The sequence below is a fragment of the Mesorhizobium sp. BR1-1-13 genome (assembly GCF_020165515.1).
GTDB lineage: Bacteria > Pseudomonadota > Alphaproteobacteria > Rhizobiales > Rhizobiaceae > Mesorhizobium.
Genome location: NZ_JAIUIH010000010.1, coordinates 58,890 through 72,876 on the forward strand (window position 1 = coordinate 58,890; position 13,987 = coordinate 72,876).

Here is a 13,987-nt window from a genome sequence, read left to right on the forward strand (position 1 = left end):
CGCGGCTCCTTGAGCTTCGGAAAATGTGAGTGACAGGTAGGCCGCAAAGCATCAAAAGAAAAGCCCGGACAAGCCGGGCTTCACAGATGGCCGCAGGGCCGTTTGAGATGGCAGGATCAGTTCTGCGTGTCGTCGGCAGGGGCCGACCCATCGGCGGGGGCGGCGCCATTCGCGGGCGCAGCCGCATCGGCAGGCGCTGCCGGCGCTTTCGCCTTGGCCGCCGCGGCCAGCGTTTCACCGACCTGCTGGGCGAGGTCACGAGCAAGCCCGTTCTGCCAGATATCGGCCGCCTTCACCAGGTCGCGCGTCACGGCCGGGCCGCTCTCGAGGAGCTTCTTGCCGGAGTCCGAATTGTAGAAGGTCGCGATGTCGTTGAGTTCCTGTTCGGAAAACACTTTCGCATAGGCAAGGGCCGCTTCCTTCTCCAGGTCGGCCCGGCGCGAGGCCAGCGCCAGCGCCTTCTCGCTGATCGTCTTGGCGATCAGCTCCTGCATGTCGGGGTTCTTCTGGATGAGCTGCGATTCGAGGGCGGCGGCGGCCTGCGGCAGGATGTTGTCGAACGGGTCGGTCGCATGGATCGCGGTGACCGCGGCGCGCGCCGCCTTCAGGTGCGCTTCCGTGACGTCCTGCGAGAACGCCGGCGAAGAAAAGGCGAAGACGGCCGAGGCCGCCAGAAGGACGGACAAGCGGCGAACCCGGTTATGCAACATCATGGTCGATAGAACTCCCTGTTTTTCAGGCGGCATGGACGGTTTGGATGCCATCGCCCCCGGCGATGATGGCCGCTGACGCCAGCCCGATGAAAAGACCGTGCTCGACCACGCCGGGAATGGCGTGGAGAGCATTCGATAGCGCTCTTGTATCCGGAATGCGGCCAAAAGATGCATCGAGGATAAAGTGGCCGCCGTCTGTAACAAAAGCCTGGCCGCCCGTCATCCTCAATGTAACCGGACCGGAAAGGCCGAGCCTTGCAGCCGCCTTGCCGATCGCGATTTCGGTTGCGCGCAAGCCGAACGGGTTGACCTCGATGGGCAGTGGAAAACGGCCGAGTGTCTCGACCATCTTGGAGCGATCGGCGATGACGATCATGCGAGCGGAAGCCGCCGCGACGATCTTCTCGCGCAGCAATGCGCCGCCGCCGCCCTTGATCAGCGTCAGCGCCGGGTCGACTTCGTCGGCGCCGTCCACGGTGAGATCGAGTTCCGGCGTCTCTTCCAGCGTCGACAGCGGCACGCCAAGCTCGCGGCACAGCAAGGCGGTGCGCTCGGACGTCGGTACGCCGATGATGGTCAGGCCGGCGGCCACCTTGTCGGCAAGCAGCCGCACGAACTCGTCGGCGGTGGTGCCGGTGCCGATGCCGAGCCGCATGCCGTCGGTGACATGGGCAAGGGCCGCCCGCGCGGCTTCGACCTTCAACTGTCTTGCATCCATGCCGCTTTTACCGCCCCGGAACCTGGTGTTTGCGGCTCCTACCATTTTTGCCGGTCTGGTCAAAGTCCTGCAGCGGCGTAGGTTGATGACGTTCGGCCTCCCGTCAATGGTGTGCCCGCGCGCTCGGCGAGCGATGCGCGGGCAACATTCATAGGAATTTTTTCTTATAAGCCATTGACTGGGTGAAGGCAGTTATGCTACATATTTGCCTATGGTGCAGGTTTGCGCCGGGACCCGCCGCTCTGGCGGGTTTTTCATGCCCGGCGGTTCGTCGCGAATGCCCGGTCCGGGGAGCTTGCTTGCCTGAACGAGCCTGCCCGGCGCTTGCCTTGACGCGCCGCAGCCTTTATCGCCTGCCATTGCATAAACTGCCCAGGATGGATCATGACCCGCCCGATCATCGTGTTCGATCTCGACGGTACGCTGATCGACACAGCGCCGGACCTGCTCGACAGCCTCAACCACAGCCTTGCCGCCAGCGCGCTCACGGCCGTCGACGAAGCCGGCTTCAAACGTTTCGTCGGCCATGGCGGCCGCGTCATGATCGAACGGGCGCACGCCGCGCAGCAACGATCCCTCGACGTCGCGGAACACGACCGGCTGCTGAAACTGTTCCTCGATCACTACACCCTCAACATCCCCGGCAAATCGCGTCCCTACCCCGGCGTCCTCGAGGCGATCGCGCGCTTCGAGAAAGCAGGCTATCTCCTGGCCATCTGCACCAACAAATATGAGGCCAACTCGCTGGCGCTGATCGAAGCGCTCGGCTTGACCAAACACTTCGCCGCGATTGCCGGACAGGACACGTTCGCCTTCCGCAAACCCGACCCGCGCCACCTCACCGAAACCATCAAGCGCGCCGGCGGCGACCCGCACCGCGCCCTGATGGTCGGCGATTCGCAGACCGACATCGACACGGCGAAAGCGGCCGGCATTCCGGTCGTGGCGGTCGATTTCGGCTACACCGACCGCCACGTGCGCGAGTTCGAGCCCTCGGCGGTGATCTCGCATTTCGACGCGCTGACGCTGGATCTGGTAGAGCGGCTGATGACCGCCGCCGCATACTGATGGCTCGCCCGGGATAGGTGCCGAAGACCGGAAATCCGATCCTTGCAAGAACGTCGGACATCGCCTTGACTTACCGCGCCTGCCTCCCTTATATCGCGGCTCGCTTGGCCTTCGGGCAACGAGCGGGCGATTAGCTCAGCGGGAGAGCACACCCTTCACACGGGTGGGGTCGCAGGTTCAATCCCTGCATCGCCCACCATCTCCTTCCTGAATATGTGGACGCCCTCGAGCCGATTGCTGGACGAGCAGATCCTGATGTTGGCAAACGTGCCCAGCGGATCGGCCTCTGAAAACTGTCGTCCGTATTCATCGTCCAGCTTTAGAAGGGAATTTGTGGAGCAATCTTTCGGTGGAAAGGTGTCCCGCAGTAGTACCAACTGTCGTTGGTTGAAAACCCACCGGCAATTTCGTCCCTTGTTTCGGTTGCGGTCGGTGAACAAGCGTGACCAGCACGAACGACAGAATCATCAACAGGTACCAGGCGCCGAGCTTTTGCAGCGACACCGGTGACCAGCCGTTGGACTGACCAGGATAAATCCAGGCGCGGGACCAGGTCCCGATGTTTTCTGCAAACCAGATGAACAGTGCAACGAGAAGAAAGCCGAGAAGCAGCGGCATGCGGTGTTGAAACCGAAAAACGCGGTAATGCACCGTTGTCCGCATATAAAGAAGCGTGGTGATGACAAAGAGCCCGTAACGCAGGTCGATGATGAAATGGTGGGTGAAAAAGTTGGCATAGATGACCGAAGCCAGAAGCATCGTGGCCCATATGGGCGGATAAAAACTATAGCGCATCTCGAAAATGCGCGTTACGCGTGCCAGATATGAGCCGACCGCGGCGTACATGAAGCCTGAAAACAGCGGAACACCATCAATACGAAAGAAACTGGGTTCAGGATACATCCATGAGCCGGCAGATGTCTTGAAGAGCTCCATCAACGTGCCGACGATGTGGAAAATAAGGATGACCTTGGCTTCGGCAAGGGTCTCAAGCTTCGAGACAAGCAGAGAAATCTGGATGGTAAGGGCAGCGAGAAACAGAAAATCATAGCGGGCAAGGCCAATTGCATCAGGCCAATAAAGCTTAGTTGCGATAATCAAAGCCAGGATGGCGCCGCCGAATAGGCAGGCAAAGGCCTGTTTGATACCGAAGACCAGAAATTCCGTCAGCCTGCCAAAAACGCCACTTTCCGGCAACCGGTCGAGCAGTCGGTGCGCGGCGGCATCGATGCGGGCTTCGCGGGTTGTGAACCGTTCCAATTATTTATCCAGCAATCGAGCCACTCGCGTGCCGTGTGATTGCGGTCGAATTGTGAAAATGGTCTTGCGCTCCACATAAGGAACCAACCCGCACACCAGCGAGTTTTTGTGCGTGGAAACTTGAGGGAAAATCATGTCCAGACTTCTTCTGTCGGCCAGCATCGCCGTTCTTCTCTTTGCCGGGCCGGCTCTTGCCGCGGACGACAAGCCGTTGCCGCCACCCAATGCCAAGAAATTGTCCGACATCATCGCCAAGGTCGAACAGCGCGATGGCTTCCGCTATGTCAAAGAGGTCGACTGGGATGACGGCGCCTATACCGTCACCTATTACACCGCCGACAAGGCGAAGGTCGAAATCACCTATGATCCGGTGACGGCCGAGCCCAGGTAGCTTCGTCAGGAGTACCTGCGGGGGCAGGCAACCCGTTCTACGATCCCTCCCCGCGGTGATTACCGGTCCCCATCTGAAAACGCCGAGCCTGCGGCGCGAGATGTGCCCGACCTTGCGCCAATGCATCTTTGATGGCTGATTACAGCGGAGCTTCACAGGAGGGTATGCATGGCGACGGCCAGGCATGTGTTGAAACGTATCTTGATGCTGCTTGCCGGCTATCTCGTCGCCGTGCTGGTCGGCCTGATCGCCATCGTCGCGATCTACGCCGTGTTGAGTTCCCTGCCCAATGCGCCCCGGTATTTCGACCTCATGGGCGTCACGCCGATCGCGGCGCTGGTGGTGCCGCCGCTCGACATGTTCATCTATTTCCTGACGATCGTGCTGACCGGGGCGCAGACATTGGTGTTCGCGTTGATTGCCGAATTCTTCTCGTTGCGCAGCTTCTGGCTGCACATGCTCTTCGGCGGTGCGGCGGCGGTCGGCGGCTTTGCCCTGATCTGGCCGAGCGCGCTGGAGGACATAGCCTCGGAGCGCTGGGCCGATATGGGCATCATCGCCGCTGCCGGTCTGGTCGCCGGGCTTGTCTATTGGCTGATCGCTGGGCGTGACGCCGGCTTCCGGCGCCCTCTCGCAGCGTTACCGATCAAGTCGATGGCGAGCGTGCCGCTTCCGTAGCGTCCAGGGCCTGCTTCAACCGCGTGTCCCGGTCGTAGACGTCGTTGAAGTATTCGACCTTGCCGGACATGTCGGGCCATGCGGTGAAATAGGCGACATAGACCGGGATCGTGCGCGTCACATTCTCGGTCGAATGGCCGTGCTTCAGCTTCTCGGCGATATCGTCGACCGAGGTGCCCAGCACCGCAGCCGCCATGCCGCGCGGATCCTGCAGACGCACGCAACCATGGCTGAGCGCGCGCATGTCGCGCTGGAAGAACGACTTCTGCGGTGTGTCGTGCATGTAGATGGCGTGCTTGTTGGGGAACAGGATCTTCAATTCGCCCAGCGCATTGGCCTCGCTCGGCAGTTGGCGCACGCTGTAGGGGATGTTCGCGCCATAGCCGCCCCAGTTGACCGCCGATGACGGGATGCGCTTGCCGCGCGAATCGGTCACCTCATAGCCGGCCCGGTCGAGATAACCCGGATCGCTGCGCAATCTCGGCAGCATCTCGTTGACGATGATCGACTGCGGCACCCCCCAATAAGGATGGAAGTCGACCTGTTTGATCTGGTCGTAGAAAAAGGCGGTCTGGTTGGTGGTCCTGCCGATGACCGCACGGGTTTTCAGCTTTTCCTCGCCATTGTCGATGTAGCTCGCCGTGAAGGCCGGCTGGTTGATGAAGACACGCGGGCTGCCGAGATCGGATGGCAGCCAGCGCAGTTCTTCCAGCGCCACCTGCACCTTGAGCAGCCGGTCAGCCTTGGACGTTCCGGCCAGTGACGCGACGGTGCGCGGCCCGATGACACCGTCGCCCTTCATGCCCGCCTTTTGCTGCACCGCCTTGATGACAGGGACCAGCTCAGGGAGGTAGACGTCGCTGGTGACGAGCCGCGACAGCACTTCGCCATAGGCGCCGCCTGTCTCGTCGTCGAGATTGCGGGCGATCAGGCTCAGCAGCTTGGGAAGTTCCGGACTGGTTTCGCCCGGCTTCAGCAACAGCTTGGGATCGACGACGATCTCGTTTTCGGCGCTCGCTTGCAGCGACTCCAGTTCGACGCGCAGCGCCTGGTACTCCGCGTTCTGCGGATGCCGCGATTCGAGATAGGTGCGCACTTCCTGGGTGTGCGCCAGCGTCTTCAAAACGCCTTCCATGTCGATCGGCTTGGCGGGGAAGTCATAGTAGCCGGTCATGCGGTTGGGTTCGACGCGGCCGCTTTGGGCATCATGGACATAGCGAAGCACGCGAGCCGACAGCGCCATTTCGAAGCGTACGAACTCCTTCAGACGTGCGGCGGCATCGGCAGTCGACGCAGCGGCGGTCGGCACGTCGACCGTGTAGTCGGACGGTGCCAGGCCGTAGCTCGCCGCCTCGCCAAGCACCCGCACCGCATCCTGCGCGCGGCTGTTGGCGTTCGCTCCGGTCACCCAGATGAAATCCGGATTGGCCGAATAATAGGCGATCAGCGCCTTGGCGATATCGGGCTCCGCATAGAGCTCGTAGTCGCTCAGTCCGGCGATTGCCTCGCGGAAGGCATTGCCGGTGGCCGACGGCACGAAGGCAGCGTCCTGCGGCGTTGCCGGCGGCGGTGCTGCCGTAAGCGCCGAGAAGTCGACGCGCACAAGTTTGTCGGCTTTGTAGGTGTAGTAGGAAGGGCTGCTGATCTTTACGCTGCCGCTGCCGCCGCCGCCGCCGGCAGATACTTTGGGATTTGGCTTGCGCTTTGGCGGCGGAGGGGGAAACTCACCTCGCGGCTCGTGCCTTACGCCGCCGCCGAAAAGCATGTCGAAAAGCCCCTGCGCGCCTGCTTGCGGCGTACCCAGGGCCAGCGTCGCCACGAGCGCTGCAAGCGGCAACGCGGTAGCTTTGTTTCCCGGCAATTTCATGGTCACCCGCTCCAGCCGCAACCGGCTCCGTTCCGCACGCTCGTGCGTCTTGCCCACCGCATGGCGGATGTAAGACGCGACTATACCGATTCATACCGATTTCGTTAAGCTTTCATAAATTTTGGAGCGGCTGTGGCAGAACGGTTTCACAACATCGTGACGGCCGGAGCGGACACACTCGGCTCCGGCCGCCGAAGCGGGGCGGCCACGTCAGGCGTTGGCGCCGCCATCGATGGTCAGTGCGGCGCCGGTCACAAAGCGACCCTCGGGACCGGCGAGCCAGGCGACCATGCCGGCGACCTCATCGGCTTCGCCGAAACGTGGTGTGGCCATGGCGACCGTGGAGGGGGCAATAGCCGCCTGGAAGACGATGGCCGGTACCGACGCGGGATGACAAACGCCGGGCGTTGTGCTCGAAATCCGAACGGACGGAGCGCCAGTCTAAACGGGCCGGGAGGATCGGACGGTGAAAAAGGGTTATCGCGAACTGCTGGATGAGGCGAATGCCGAGATCGAAGTGCTTTCGCCGGAGGAAGCGGCAGCCCTGATCGAGGACGAAGGCACCATCTTTGTCGACCTGCGAGATCCTCGCGAGATTGAACGCGACGGCAGGATTCCCGGCGCCAAACATGTCACCCGTGGCATGCTGGAATTCTGGATCGATCCCGAGAGCCCTTACCACAAGCCGTTCTTCGCTTCGGGGAAGAGCTTCGTCTTCTTCTGCGCCGGCGGCTGGCGTTCGGCGCTCGCCACCAAGACCGCGCAGGACATGGGATTGTCGCCGGTCAAGCATATCCTTGGCGGCTACACCGCCTGGAAGGCGGCCGGACTGCCGGTGGAACCCGGCGAGCCCTGATTGGGGTTCAATGGACCAGCGACGGCTCCCGGTGCGCGGCCACGAAGCTGACGGCGCGTTCCACCACGCCCTTGTCCGCCAGGATGCGGCGATGGCCGAGCCCTTCGGCCCAATGCAGCCGCACATGGTCACCGGCACCGGCATAGCGCCTGGCATGATCGGCCGAGACTTCGCGATCGTCGGGTGCGTGTATGACCAGAGTCGGCACCGGCGCCTGGGCAAGCTGGCGATCGCCGGTGAATTCGCTGAGCGGCCGGCCGGAAAGATGTTCGACACGGTCCGCCATGGCGGCCTGCGAGCGCGGACCGACATTGAGCATGCGGCTGAAGTCGGCGAAGATGGCCGGCAATGAACTGGGCGCGGCGATCAGCACCAGGCGCCCGGCCGCCAGCGGCGCAATGTTCCTGATCGATCCAGCAATTGCATTGGCAGCGACGGCACCGCCGAAGGAATGACCGACCACCGCCGCGAATGGGCCGAACCATTCGCCCGCGATTCGCACCGCATCCACGGCATTGACCATGTTCAACCGCCGGCCATGCGATTGGCCGTGGCCGGGAAGGTCGAGCGAGACGACCCTGTAGCCGGCGGCGCGGTAGCCCTCGATCAGCATGCGCATGTATTCGGTGCGCGAGCGCCAGCCATGGACGACGAGAACCGTGCCGGCGGATGCCCTGCCCGGCTCCGGACGGAATTCATGCGCCATGATGCAGCCGGATCCGGCCTTCAGCCGGTGATGCCGCGCTTCGGCCATGAAATCTGCCGCTCGGTCGACGGCGCGACGTTCGCCCTCGCTCAGCACCCTGGCGTTCGGTGTACGGCAGAACAACTCGAATGCGGCGCGCCCCGTAAGGCGCGGGGCGACATGTTCGGCGGCCCCGAATATACCCCGGATGACCTTCAGTCCGAATGATGCCATAGTGGGAATCCATCCATACGTTCAAGCATGAACATAATAGTTCAAAGATGAACAATAAACAAGAGTTGCCCTGGGACAACCCGCGGTTTCGCAACTGGGTCGCGGTTGCGCGCGCCTGCCATGTGCTGGAGCGCACGCTTGCCGTGAAGCTGGCACCGCTCGATCTGAAACCCGCGCAGCTCGATGTTTTGATGAATCTCTATCGCCATCCCGGCATGTCGCAGCACGATCTCGCCCGCAAGCTGCTCGTCGGCCGCTCCAACATCACCATGCTGTTGCCGCAGCTTGAGGCTCGGGGCCTGCTGCGCCGCGAAGGCGACGAGAAGGACAAGCGCATTCTGCGGCTGGCCCTCACCGAAGCCGGCGAGGCGCTGCTGATGCAGGCGCTGAAGGTGCACATGGCGCTGATCGAGAAAGCGATGAGCCAGTCGACGCCGGAACAGTGCGACATGATCGGCGAGCAGATGCGCAAGATCTACGAGGTGTTGAAGGAAGCCTGACCGCCATTGCGGTCCGGCGGATCACCACATCGTCTTCTTCGCCCGCTCCGGCCATTCCTTGTCATAGGCGGCGCCGTCGATGTTCCTGCGGCTGGTGATCTCCAGGATTTTTCCTGGCGTCGGCAGGGTCTTCGGGTCGACATGCCTTGCGGGGTTCCACAATTCCGACCGCACGATGGCGCGGGCGCATTGGAAATAGACCGTATCGACATCGATGACGGTCACCGAGCGTGCCGGCCTGCCGTCGACCGTGAACGACGCGCAAAGCGCGGCATCCGTGGTGATGTGCGCGCGGCCGTTGATGCGCAGCGTCGTGCCGGAGCCCGGCACCAGGAACAGCAGCCCGACGCGGGGATCGCGAATGATGTTCTTCAGCGAATCGGCGCGATTGTTGCCGCGCCGGTCCGGCATCATCAGGATTTTCGGATCGACGATGCGCACGAAGCCGGCGAGATCGCCGCGCGGCGAGCAATCCAGCCCTTCCGGCCCGCTCGTCGCCAGCGCGACGAAAGGCGAGGCCTCGATGAAGGCGGCGTATTCGGGAATGACGTGGTCGACTTCCTTGACCACCGAGGCTTCGCCGGGCAGGCCATAGAGCGCTTCAAGCTGTTCGACGGTGGTTATGATGGACATTGTCTCGTCTCCCAATCCGCCGCCCCTACTCCGGCTCCATGACATCTTGACGACGCCCGCCGGCTAACGGTCGCGGCTGAGACCCTTTTGCGCAAGCTCGGCAAGGTAGGCATTCCAGCGCGCATCCTTCTCGTGGCCCAACGTGTGCAGGTAATTCCAGGTGAAGATGCCGGTGTCATGGAAATCGTCGAAGGTTATGCGCACCGCGTAGTTGCCGACCGGTTCAATTTTGAGGATGGTGACATCGCGCTTGCCGGGAACAGTCACCCGCTGGTCGGGCGAATGGCCCTGCACCTCGGCCGACGGCGAGGCGACGCGCAGCAGCTCGGCCGGCAGCTCGAATGGCTGGTGGCCGGGAAAGGTCACGGAGAGCAGTTTGCGGTCCTTGGAGACCCGCAGTTCCTTCGGCGCGGTCATGATATTTTCCGTTTCGAACCGCCCTTCCCTACGCCGCTTCGCCGGATTGGAAAAGCCCGTACCAGGCAGCCGACATCCGGTGTCGGTCAGGGAATGTTACCAAAGATCGAGAGCGGCTATCTTGAACAACAGGCCGGATCGTATCACATAGCGATATATAACGCCGTCGTTCACAGCCACGGGAAACGCTTCACGCATGGACATGATCGATCCCTTCGGCCGCACGATCAGCTACCTGCGCGTGTCGGTCACCGACCGCTGCGATTTTCGCTGCACCTATTGCATGGCCGAGGACATGGCTTTCCTGCCCAAGAAGGACCTGCTGTCGCTCGAGGAACTCGACCGGCTGTGCAGCGTCTTCATCGCAAAAGGCGTGCGCAAATTGCGCCTCACCGGCGGCGAGCCGCTGGTGCGCAAGAACATCATGCACCTGGTCCGCCAGCTGTCGCGTCATCTCGAAAGCGGCGCGCTGGAAGAACTGACGTTGACCACCAACGGCTCGCAGCTTTCGCGTTTTGCTGCCGAGCTCGCCGATTGCGGCGTCAAGCGCATCAATGTTTCGCTCGACACGCTCGATGCCGACAAGTTCCACGCAATCACCCGCTGGGGCCATCTCGGCAAGGTCATGGCCGGCATCAATGCGGCGCAGGCGGCGGGACTGAAGATAAAACTCAACGCCGTGGCGCTGAAGGATTTCAACGACGCCGAATTGCCTGAGATGATGCGCTGGGCGCATGGCCGCGGCATGGACCTGACCGTCATCGAAACCATGCCGATGGGCGAGATCGATGCCGACCGCACCGACCAGTACCTGCCGCTGTCGCTGCTGCGCGCCTCGCTGGAGCGCCAGTTCACGTTGACAGACATCCCGTTCAAGACCGGCGGTCCGGCCCGCTATGTCCATGTCGCGGAAACCGGTGGCCGGCTCGGCTTCATCACGCCGATGACCCATAATTTCTGCGAGAGCTGCAACCGCGTCCGGCTGACCTGCACCGGCACGCTCTTTATGTGCCTGGGCCAGGAGGATGCCGCCGATCTCAGGGAACCGTTGCGCGCGTCCGAAGGCAACGACCTGGTCGGCGCGGCGATCGACGAGGCGATCGGGCGCAAGCCGAAAGGGCATGATTTCATCATCGACCGCCGCACCAGCCGCCCCTCCGTGTCGCGGCATATGAGCGTCACCGGCGGCTGATCTTTCCACTGGACGATCTCGGGCAAGGACGGCAACGAGGTATTGGCGCCGAAGACGTACGGTCGGCCATCCGCGGTTGAAATTCTGGGCCGCGATCAAGGCCGTGGCCCAGCCCTTTGTCATTGCTGTTTCGGTCCCGGCTGCTACAGGCTTTTTTCAAAGCAGAACCGGTAGAACTCTTGCCCCTTTCTCCCAATCTTCGCGGTGCGTTGTTCATGGTGGTGGCGATGGCCGGCTTCACCCTCAATGACGCCATCACCAAATATTCGTCACAGTCGATGAACATGGCGCAGGTCATGCTGATCAGAGGCGCATTTGCCTCGCTCTTCGTCGGCCTGCTTGCCTGGCAGCGCGGCGCGCTGGTCCGGCCGCGCTCGATGCTACAGCCGCTGGTGGCGCTGCGCGTCCTTGCCGAGGCCGGCGCGACGGTGACCTTCCTGGTCGCGCTTGCCCATTTGCCGATCGCCAGCGTCTCGGCCGTCCTGCAGGCACTGCCGCTGGCCGTGACAATGGGCGCGGCCCTTGTCTTCGGCGAGGCGGTCGGCTGGCGCCGCTGGCTGGCGATCGCTGCCGGATTTGCCGGCGTGCTGGTCGTGGTGCGCCCGGGCTTCGACGGGTTCAGCATGTTTTCGCTGGTGGCGCTGGCCAGCGTCGCCTGCTGCGCGGTGCGCGACCTCGCCACCAAGCGGATTCCGCAGGCTATCCCCACGCTGCTCGTCTCCACCGCAACGGCATTGGCCATGACCGTGGTCGGCGCGCTGCTGCTGTCCCCGATGGGCGGCTGGACACCGATGACGGGAAAAGCCACTGCGCTGCTGGCGCTCGCAGCAGTGCTGGTGCTCATCGGCTATCAATTCATCATCATGGCGATGCGCTCGGGCGAGATTTCCTTCATAGCGCCGTTCCGCTATACGGCGCTGCTCTGGTCCATTGTGCTCGGCCTGCTGGTCTTCGGCGATGTCCCCGATATGACGATGATCATCGGCGCCAGCACAATCGTGGGCTCCGGCCTTTACGCGCTTTATCGTGAGCGAGTCGTCGGCCGGCGCAGGATCGTCGCGGAAAGCACTGGTCCTGCCATGGCCCCGGACGGCATATGAGAGGCTCGCGGAGAATCCTGTGATTTTCCGCGATGGCGCACGGGCTCGATGATGGTGAGAGACATCGCGGGATTTTGAATTTTTACTGCTGGAAACCGCGGGCCAGGCTGTCGATCCTTTCTTCGACATCAACATGCCCGACGATCTTGCCAAGGCGGCGCGGTTGCTGCAGAGCATCTGAGATGAACAAGCGCCTCTTCGGCATCACCGGCTGGAAGAACTCCGGCAAGACGACCCTCACTGAGAAACTGGTCGCGGAACTCGTTGGGCGCGGCTGGACGGTTTCGACCGTAAAGCACGCCCATCATGATTTCGACATCGACAAGCCGGGCGCGGACAGCTTTCGCCACCGGCAGGCGGGAGCCATGGAAGTCGCCATCGTCTCCGCCAATCGCTGGGCGCTGATGCACGAACTGCGCGGAGAGGATGAGCCGGCGCTGGAAGCGATCCTGTCGCGGCTTGCGCCGTCCGACATCGTGCTGGTCGAAGGCTACAAGCGCGAAGCCCATCTCAAGATCGAAACCCGACGCCTGGACGCGAAGGATCGGACGCCGCTTTCGGCGGGTGATCCCGGGATCGTCGCCATCGCGGCCGACTTCCTCATCGAGGACAAAAGCCTGCCGGCGTTCGATCTCGACGACGTGAAATCGATAGCCGACTTCGTCGAGCGTGCGACCGGCCTCGTTGCTTGAGAAGTAACGTAACGGCAGAAGGACATTGCCGATTTTCGTGGTTTTGCAGTTGCTTTTTTCTTGGAAAGAGTGGGAGTATCGGGCCAGCGGGCGGTCAAAAGCACCGCCCCACAGAGCCGTTTCGGAACGACGGCCGGGACCATAAAGAGAGGATCATTATGCGTATTGCACTGCGTATCGCGCTCGCCGCTTCGGCCGCGCTGCTGACGCTCGGCGTAGCCCAGGCCCAGGAAAAGACCCTGAGGATCGGCACCGAAGGCGCCTATCCGCCCTTTAACAACCTGACCTCGGACGGCAAGCTCGTCGGCTTCGACATCGACATCGCCCAGGCGCTCTGCGACGAGATGAAGGTCAAATGCACCTTTGTCGCCCAGGATTGGGACGGCATCATCCCGGCGCTGCAGGCGGGCAAGTTCGATGCCATCGTGGCCTCGATGTCGATCACGCCGGAGCGTGCCGAGAAGGTCGACTTCACTCACAAATACTACAACACGCCCTCGGCGCTCGCCGTGCCGAAGGATTCGACGCTGAAGGGCGTGACCAAGGAGGACCTCGCCGGCAAGAGTATCGGCGTGGCCACCACGACGACCCATTTCAACTATGCCTCGAAGACCTATACCGACAGCACGATCAAGGGTTATCCGAGCAGCCCCGAGGAACAGGCGGACCTGGCCAACGGCCGCCTCGATGCCATCGAGGATGATATCGTGGTGCTGCAGCAGTGGCTGGATTCGCCTGACGGCGCCTGCTGCAAGATCCTCGGCCAGCCCTCGCCGCAGCCGGTCGAGATTTTCGGACCTGGCGCCGGCATTGCCGTCCGCAAGGGCGAGACCGATCTGGTCAACAAGCTGAATTCCGCGATCGACGCCATCAGGGCCAACGGAAAATACAAGGAAATCAACGACAAGTACTTCAAGTTCGACGTCTACGGCGCCGAGTCCTGATAATCACTCCAAGGGCGGCAGGGTCTCCCTGCCGCCTTA

General features: G+C 62.4%; 17 protein-coding genes and 1 tRNA gene. 10 read left to right on the forward strand and 8 right to left on the reverse strand.

Translation table 11 applies throughout. The features are described from left to right. Window positions 1-116: 116 nt before the first annotated feature. Window positions 117-713: a DUF2059 domain-containing protein gene (locus LB533_RS21750; protein WP_140638136.1), complete on the reverse strand. Its 597-nt coding sequence runs from the start codon at window positions 711-713 to the stop codon at window positions 117-119. A 22-nt stretch (window positions 714-735) separates the two neighbouring features. Then, window positions 736-1,431, reverse strand: coding sequence for a ribose-5-phosphate isomerase RpiA (rpiA, locus tag LB533_RS21755; protein WP_140638137.1), 696 nt, complete (start codon window positions 1,429-1,431; stop codon window positions 736-738). A gap of 384 nt (window positions 1,432-1,815) precedes the next feature. Here rpiA and LB533_RS21760 point away from each other — a divergent pair, with 384 nt between their 5' ends. Both LB533_RS21760 and LB533_RS21765 read left to right on the forward strand, forming a co-directional pair. Continuing rightward, complete coding sequence (locus LB533_RS21760; RefSeq protein WP_140638138.1) at window positions 1,816-2,499, forward strand: phosphoglycolate phosphatase; 684 nt, start codon at window positions 1,816-1,818, stop codon at window positions 2,497-2,499. Between the two features lie 124 nt (window positions 2,500-2,623). After that, window positions 2,624-2,698 (forward strand) — tRNA-Val (locus LB533_RS21765). A gap of 107 nt (window positions 2,699-2,805) precedes the next feature. On the opposite strand, the gene LB533_RS21770 is transcribed toward LB533_RS21765, so the two are convergent. Further along, window positions 2,806-3,759, reverse strand: coding sequence for a DUF817 domain-containing protein (locus tag LB533_RS21770; protein WP_224678219.1), 954 nt, complete (start codon window positions 3,757-3,759; stop codon window positions 2,806-2,808). A gap of 133 nt (window positions 3,760-3,892) precedes the next feature. On the opposite strand from LB533_RS21770, the gene LB533_RS21775 reads away from it, so the two are divergent. Continuing rightward, window positions 3,893-4,150: a PepSY domain-containing protein gene (locus LB533_RS21775; protein ID WP_140638140.1), complete on the forward strand. Its 258-nt coding sequence runs from the start codon at window positions 3,893-3,895 to the stop codon at window positions 4,148-4,150. A gap of 168 nt (window positions 4,151-4,318) precedes the next feature. Next, the gene (locus LB533_RS21780; RefSeq protein WP_140638141.1) at window positions 4,319-4,828 is read left to right on the forward strand and encodes a hypothetical protein; all 510 of its coding nucleotides are present in this window, start codon (window positions 4,319-4,321) and stop codon (window positions 4,826-4,828) included. Here LB533_RS21780 and LB533_RS21785 read toward each other — a convergent pair. Together LB533_RS21785 and LB533_RS21790 are read right to left on the reverse strand one after the other, a co-directional pair. Continuing rightward, on the reverse strand, window positions 4,797-6,695 hold the full coding sequence (locus LB533_RS21785) for a murein L,D-transpeptidase (protein ID WP_140638142.1): 1,899 nt from the start codon (window positions 6,693-6,695) through the stop codon (window positions 4,797-4,799). The genes LB533_RS21780 and LB533_RS21785 overlap by 32 nt on opposite strands. 210 nt (window positions 6,696-6,905) lie before the next feature. Next, complete coding sequence (locus tag LB533_RS21790) at window positions 6,906-7,115, reverse strand: SDR family oxidoreductase (protein WP_224557241.1); 210 nt, start codon at window positions 7,113-7,115, stop codon at window positions 6,906-6,908. Window positions 7,116-7,161: 46 nt separating this feature from the next. Here LB533_RS21790 and LB533_RS21795 point away from each other — a divergent pair, with 46 nt between their 5' ends. After that, window positions 7,162-7,551: a rhodanese-like domain-containing protein gene (locus tag LB533_RS21795; protein WP_140638143.1), complete on the forward strand. Its 390-nt coding sequence runs from the start codon at window positions 7,162-7,164 to the stop codon at window positions 7,549-7,551. 7 nt (window positions 7,552-7,558) lie between these two features. Here the strand turns inward: LB533_RS21795 and LB533_RS21800 are convergent, their stop codons facing one another. Further along, on the reverse strand, window positions 7,559-8,470 hold the full coding sequence (locus tag LB533_RS21800; protein WP_140638144.1) for an alpha/beta hydrolase: 912 nt from the start codon (window positions 8,468-8,470) through the stop codon (window positions 7,559-7,561). A gap of 47 nt (window positions 8,471-8,517) precedes the next feature. Between LB533_RS21800 and LB533_RS21805 the strand changes: the two genes are divergently transcribed. Continuing rightward, a complete protein-coding gene (locus tag LB533_RS21805; RefSeq protein WP_056587725.1) occupies window positions 8,518-8,970 on the forward strand; it encodes a MarR family winged helix-turn-helix transcriptional regulator in 453 nt (150 codons plus the stop codon). A gap of 21 nt (window positions 8,971-8,991) precedes the next feature. On the opposite strand, the gene LB533_RS21810 is transcribed toward LB533_RS21805, so the two are convergent. Continuing rightward, a complete protein-coding gene (locus LB533_RS21810; RefSeq protein ID WP_140638145.1) occupies window positions 8,992-9,603 on the reverse strand; it encodes a pyridoxamine 5'-phosphate oxidase family protein in 612 nt (203 codons plus the stop codon). A gap of 63 nt (window positions 9,604-9,666) precedes the next feature. Then, window positions 9,667-10,020, reverse strand: a complete 354-nt coding sequence (locus LB533_RS21815; protein ID WP_140561222.1) for a gamma-butyrobetaine hydroxylase-like domain-containing protein — start codon at window positions 10,018-10,020, stop codon at window positions 9,667-9,669. 196 nt (window positions 10,021-10,216) lie between these two features. Here LB533_RS21815 and moaA point away from each other — a divergent pair, with 196 nt between their 5' ends. From moaA to LB533_RS21835, 4 genes are all read left to right on the forward strand, one after another. Beyond that, a complete protein-coding gene (gene moaA / locus LB533_RS21820; protein ID WP_140638146.1) occupies window positions 10,217-11,212 on the forward strand; it encodes a GTP 3',8-cyclase MoaA in 996 nt (331 codons plus the stop codon). Window positions 11,213-11,391: 179 nt separating this feature from the next. Then, window positions 11,392-12,312, forward strand: a complete 921-nt coding sequence (locus LB533_RS21825; protein ID WP_140584427.1) for a DMT family transporter — start codon at window positions 11,392-11,394, stop codon at window positions 12,310-12,312. A gap of 182 nt (window positions 12,313-12,494) precedes the next feature. Further along, window positions 12,495-13,004 carry a molybdopterin-guanine dinucleotide biosynthesis protein B gene (gene mobB, locus LB533_RS21830; RefSeq protein ID WP_140638147.1) on the forward strand — a complete coding sequence of 170 codons (510 nt, stop codon included), beginning with the start codon at window positions 12,495-12,497 and terminating at the stop codon, window positions 13,002-13,004. A 158-nt stretch (window positions 13,005-13,162) separates the two neighbouring features. Then, window positions 13,163-13,948, forward strand: a complete 786-nt coding sequence (locus tag LB533_RS21835; RefSeq protein ID WP_140498631.1) for an ABC transporter substrate-binding protein — start codon at window positions 13,163-13,165, stop codon at window positions 13,946-13,948. Window positions 13,949-13,987: the final 39 nt, after the last annotated feature.

Bases quoted from the DNA above. Each gene is read 5' to 3' on its own strand.
- LB533_RS21810 (WP_140638145.1), bottom strand. From the start codon at position 9,603: ATGTCCATCATAACCACCGTCGAACAGCTTGAAGCGCTCTATGGCCTG.
- moaA (WP_140638146.1), top strand. From the start codon at position 10,217: ATGGACATGATCGATCCCTTCGGCCGCACGATCAGCTACCTGCGCGTG.
- LB533_RS21800 (WP_140638144.1), bottom strand. From the start codon at position 8,470: ATGGCATCATTCGGACTGAAGGTCATCCGGGGTATATTCGGGGCCGCC.
- LB533_RS21815 (WP_140561222.1), bottom strand. From the start codon at position 10,020: ATGACCGCGCCGAAGGAACTGCGGGTCTCCAAGGACCGCAAACTGCTC.
- LB533_RS21760 (WP_140638138.1), top strand. From the start codon at position 1,816: ATGACCCGCCCGATCATCGTGTTCGATCTCGACGGTACGCTGATCGAC.
- LB533_RS21775 (WP_140638140.1), top strand. From the start codon at position 3,893: ATGTCCAGACTTCTTCTGTCGGCCAGCATCGCCGTTCTTCTCTTTGCC.
- mobB (WP_140638147.1), top strand. From the start codon at position 12,495: ATGAACAAGCGCCTCTTCGGCATCACCGGCTGGAAGAACTCCGGCAAG.
- LB533_RS21780 (WP_140638141.1), top strand. From the start codon at position 4,319: ATGGCGACGGCCAGGCATGTGTTGAAACGTATCTTGATGCTGCTTGCC.
- LB533_RS21805 (WP_056587725.1), top strand. From the start codon at position 8,518: ATGAACAATAAACAAGAGTTGCCCTGGGACAACCCGCGGTTTCGCAAC.
- rpiA (WP_140638137.1), bottom strand. From the start codon at position 1,431: ATGGATGCAAGACAGTTGAAGGTCGAAGCCGCGCGGGCGGCCCTTGCC.
- LB533_RS21785 (WP_140638142.1), bottom strand. From the start codon at position 6,695: ATGAAATTGCCGGGAAACAAAGCTACCGCGTTGCCGCTTGCAGCGCTC.
- LB533_RS21835 (WP_140498631.1), top strand. From the start codon at position 13,163: ATGCGTATTGCACTGCGTATCGCGCTCGCCGCTTCGGCCGCGCTGCTG.
- LB533_RS21750 (WP_140638136.1), bottom strand. From the start codon at position 713: ATGATGTTGCATAACCGGGTTCGCCGCTTGTCCGTCCTTCTGGCGGCC.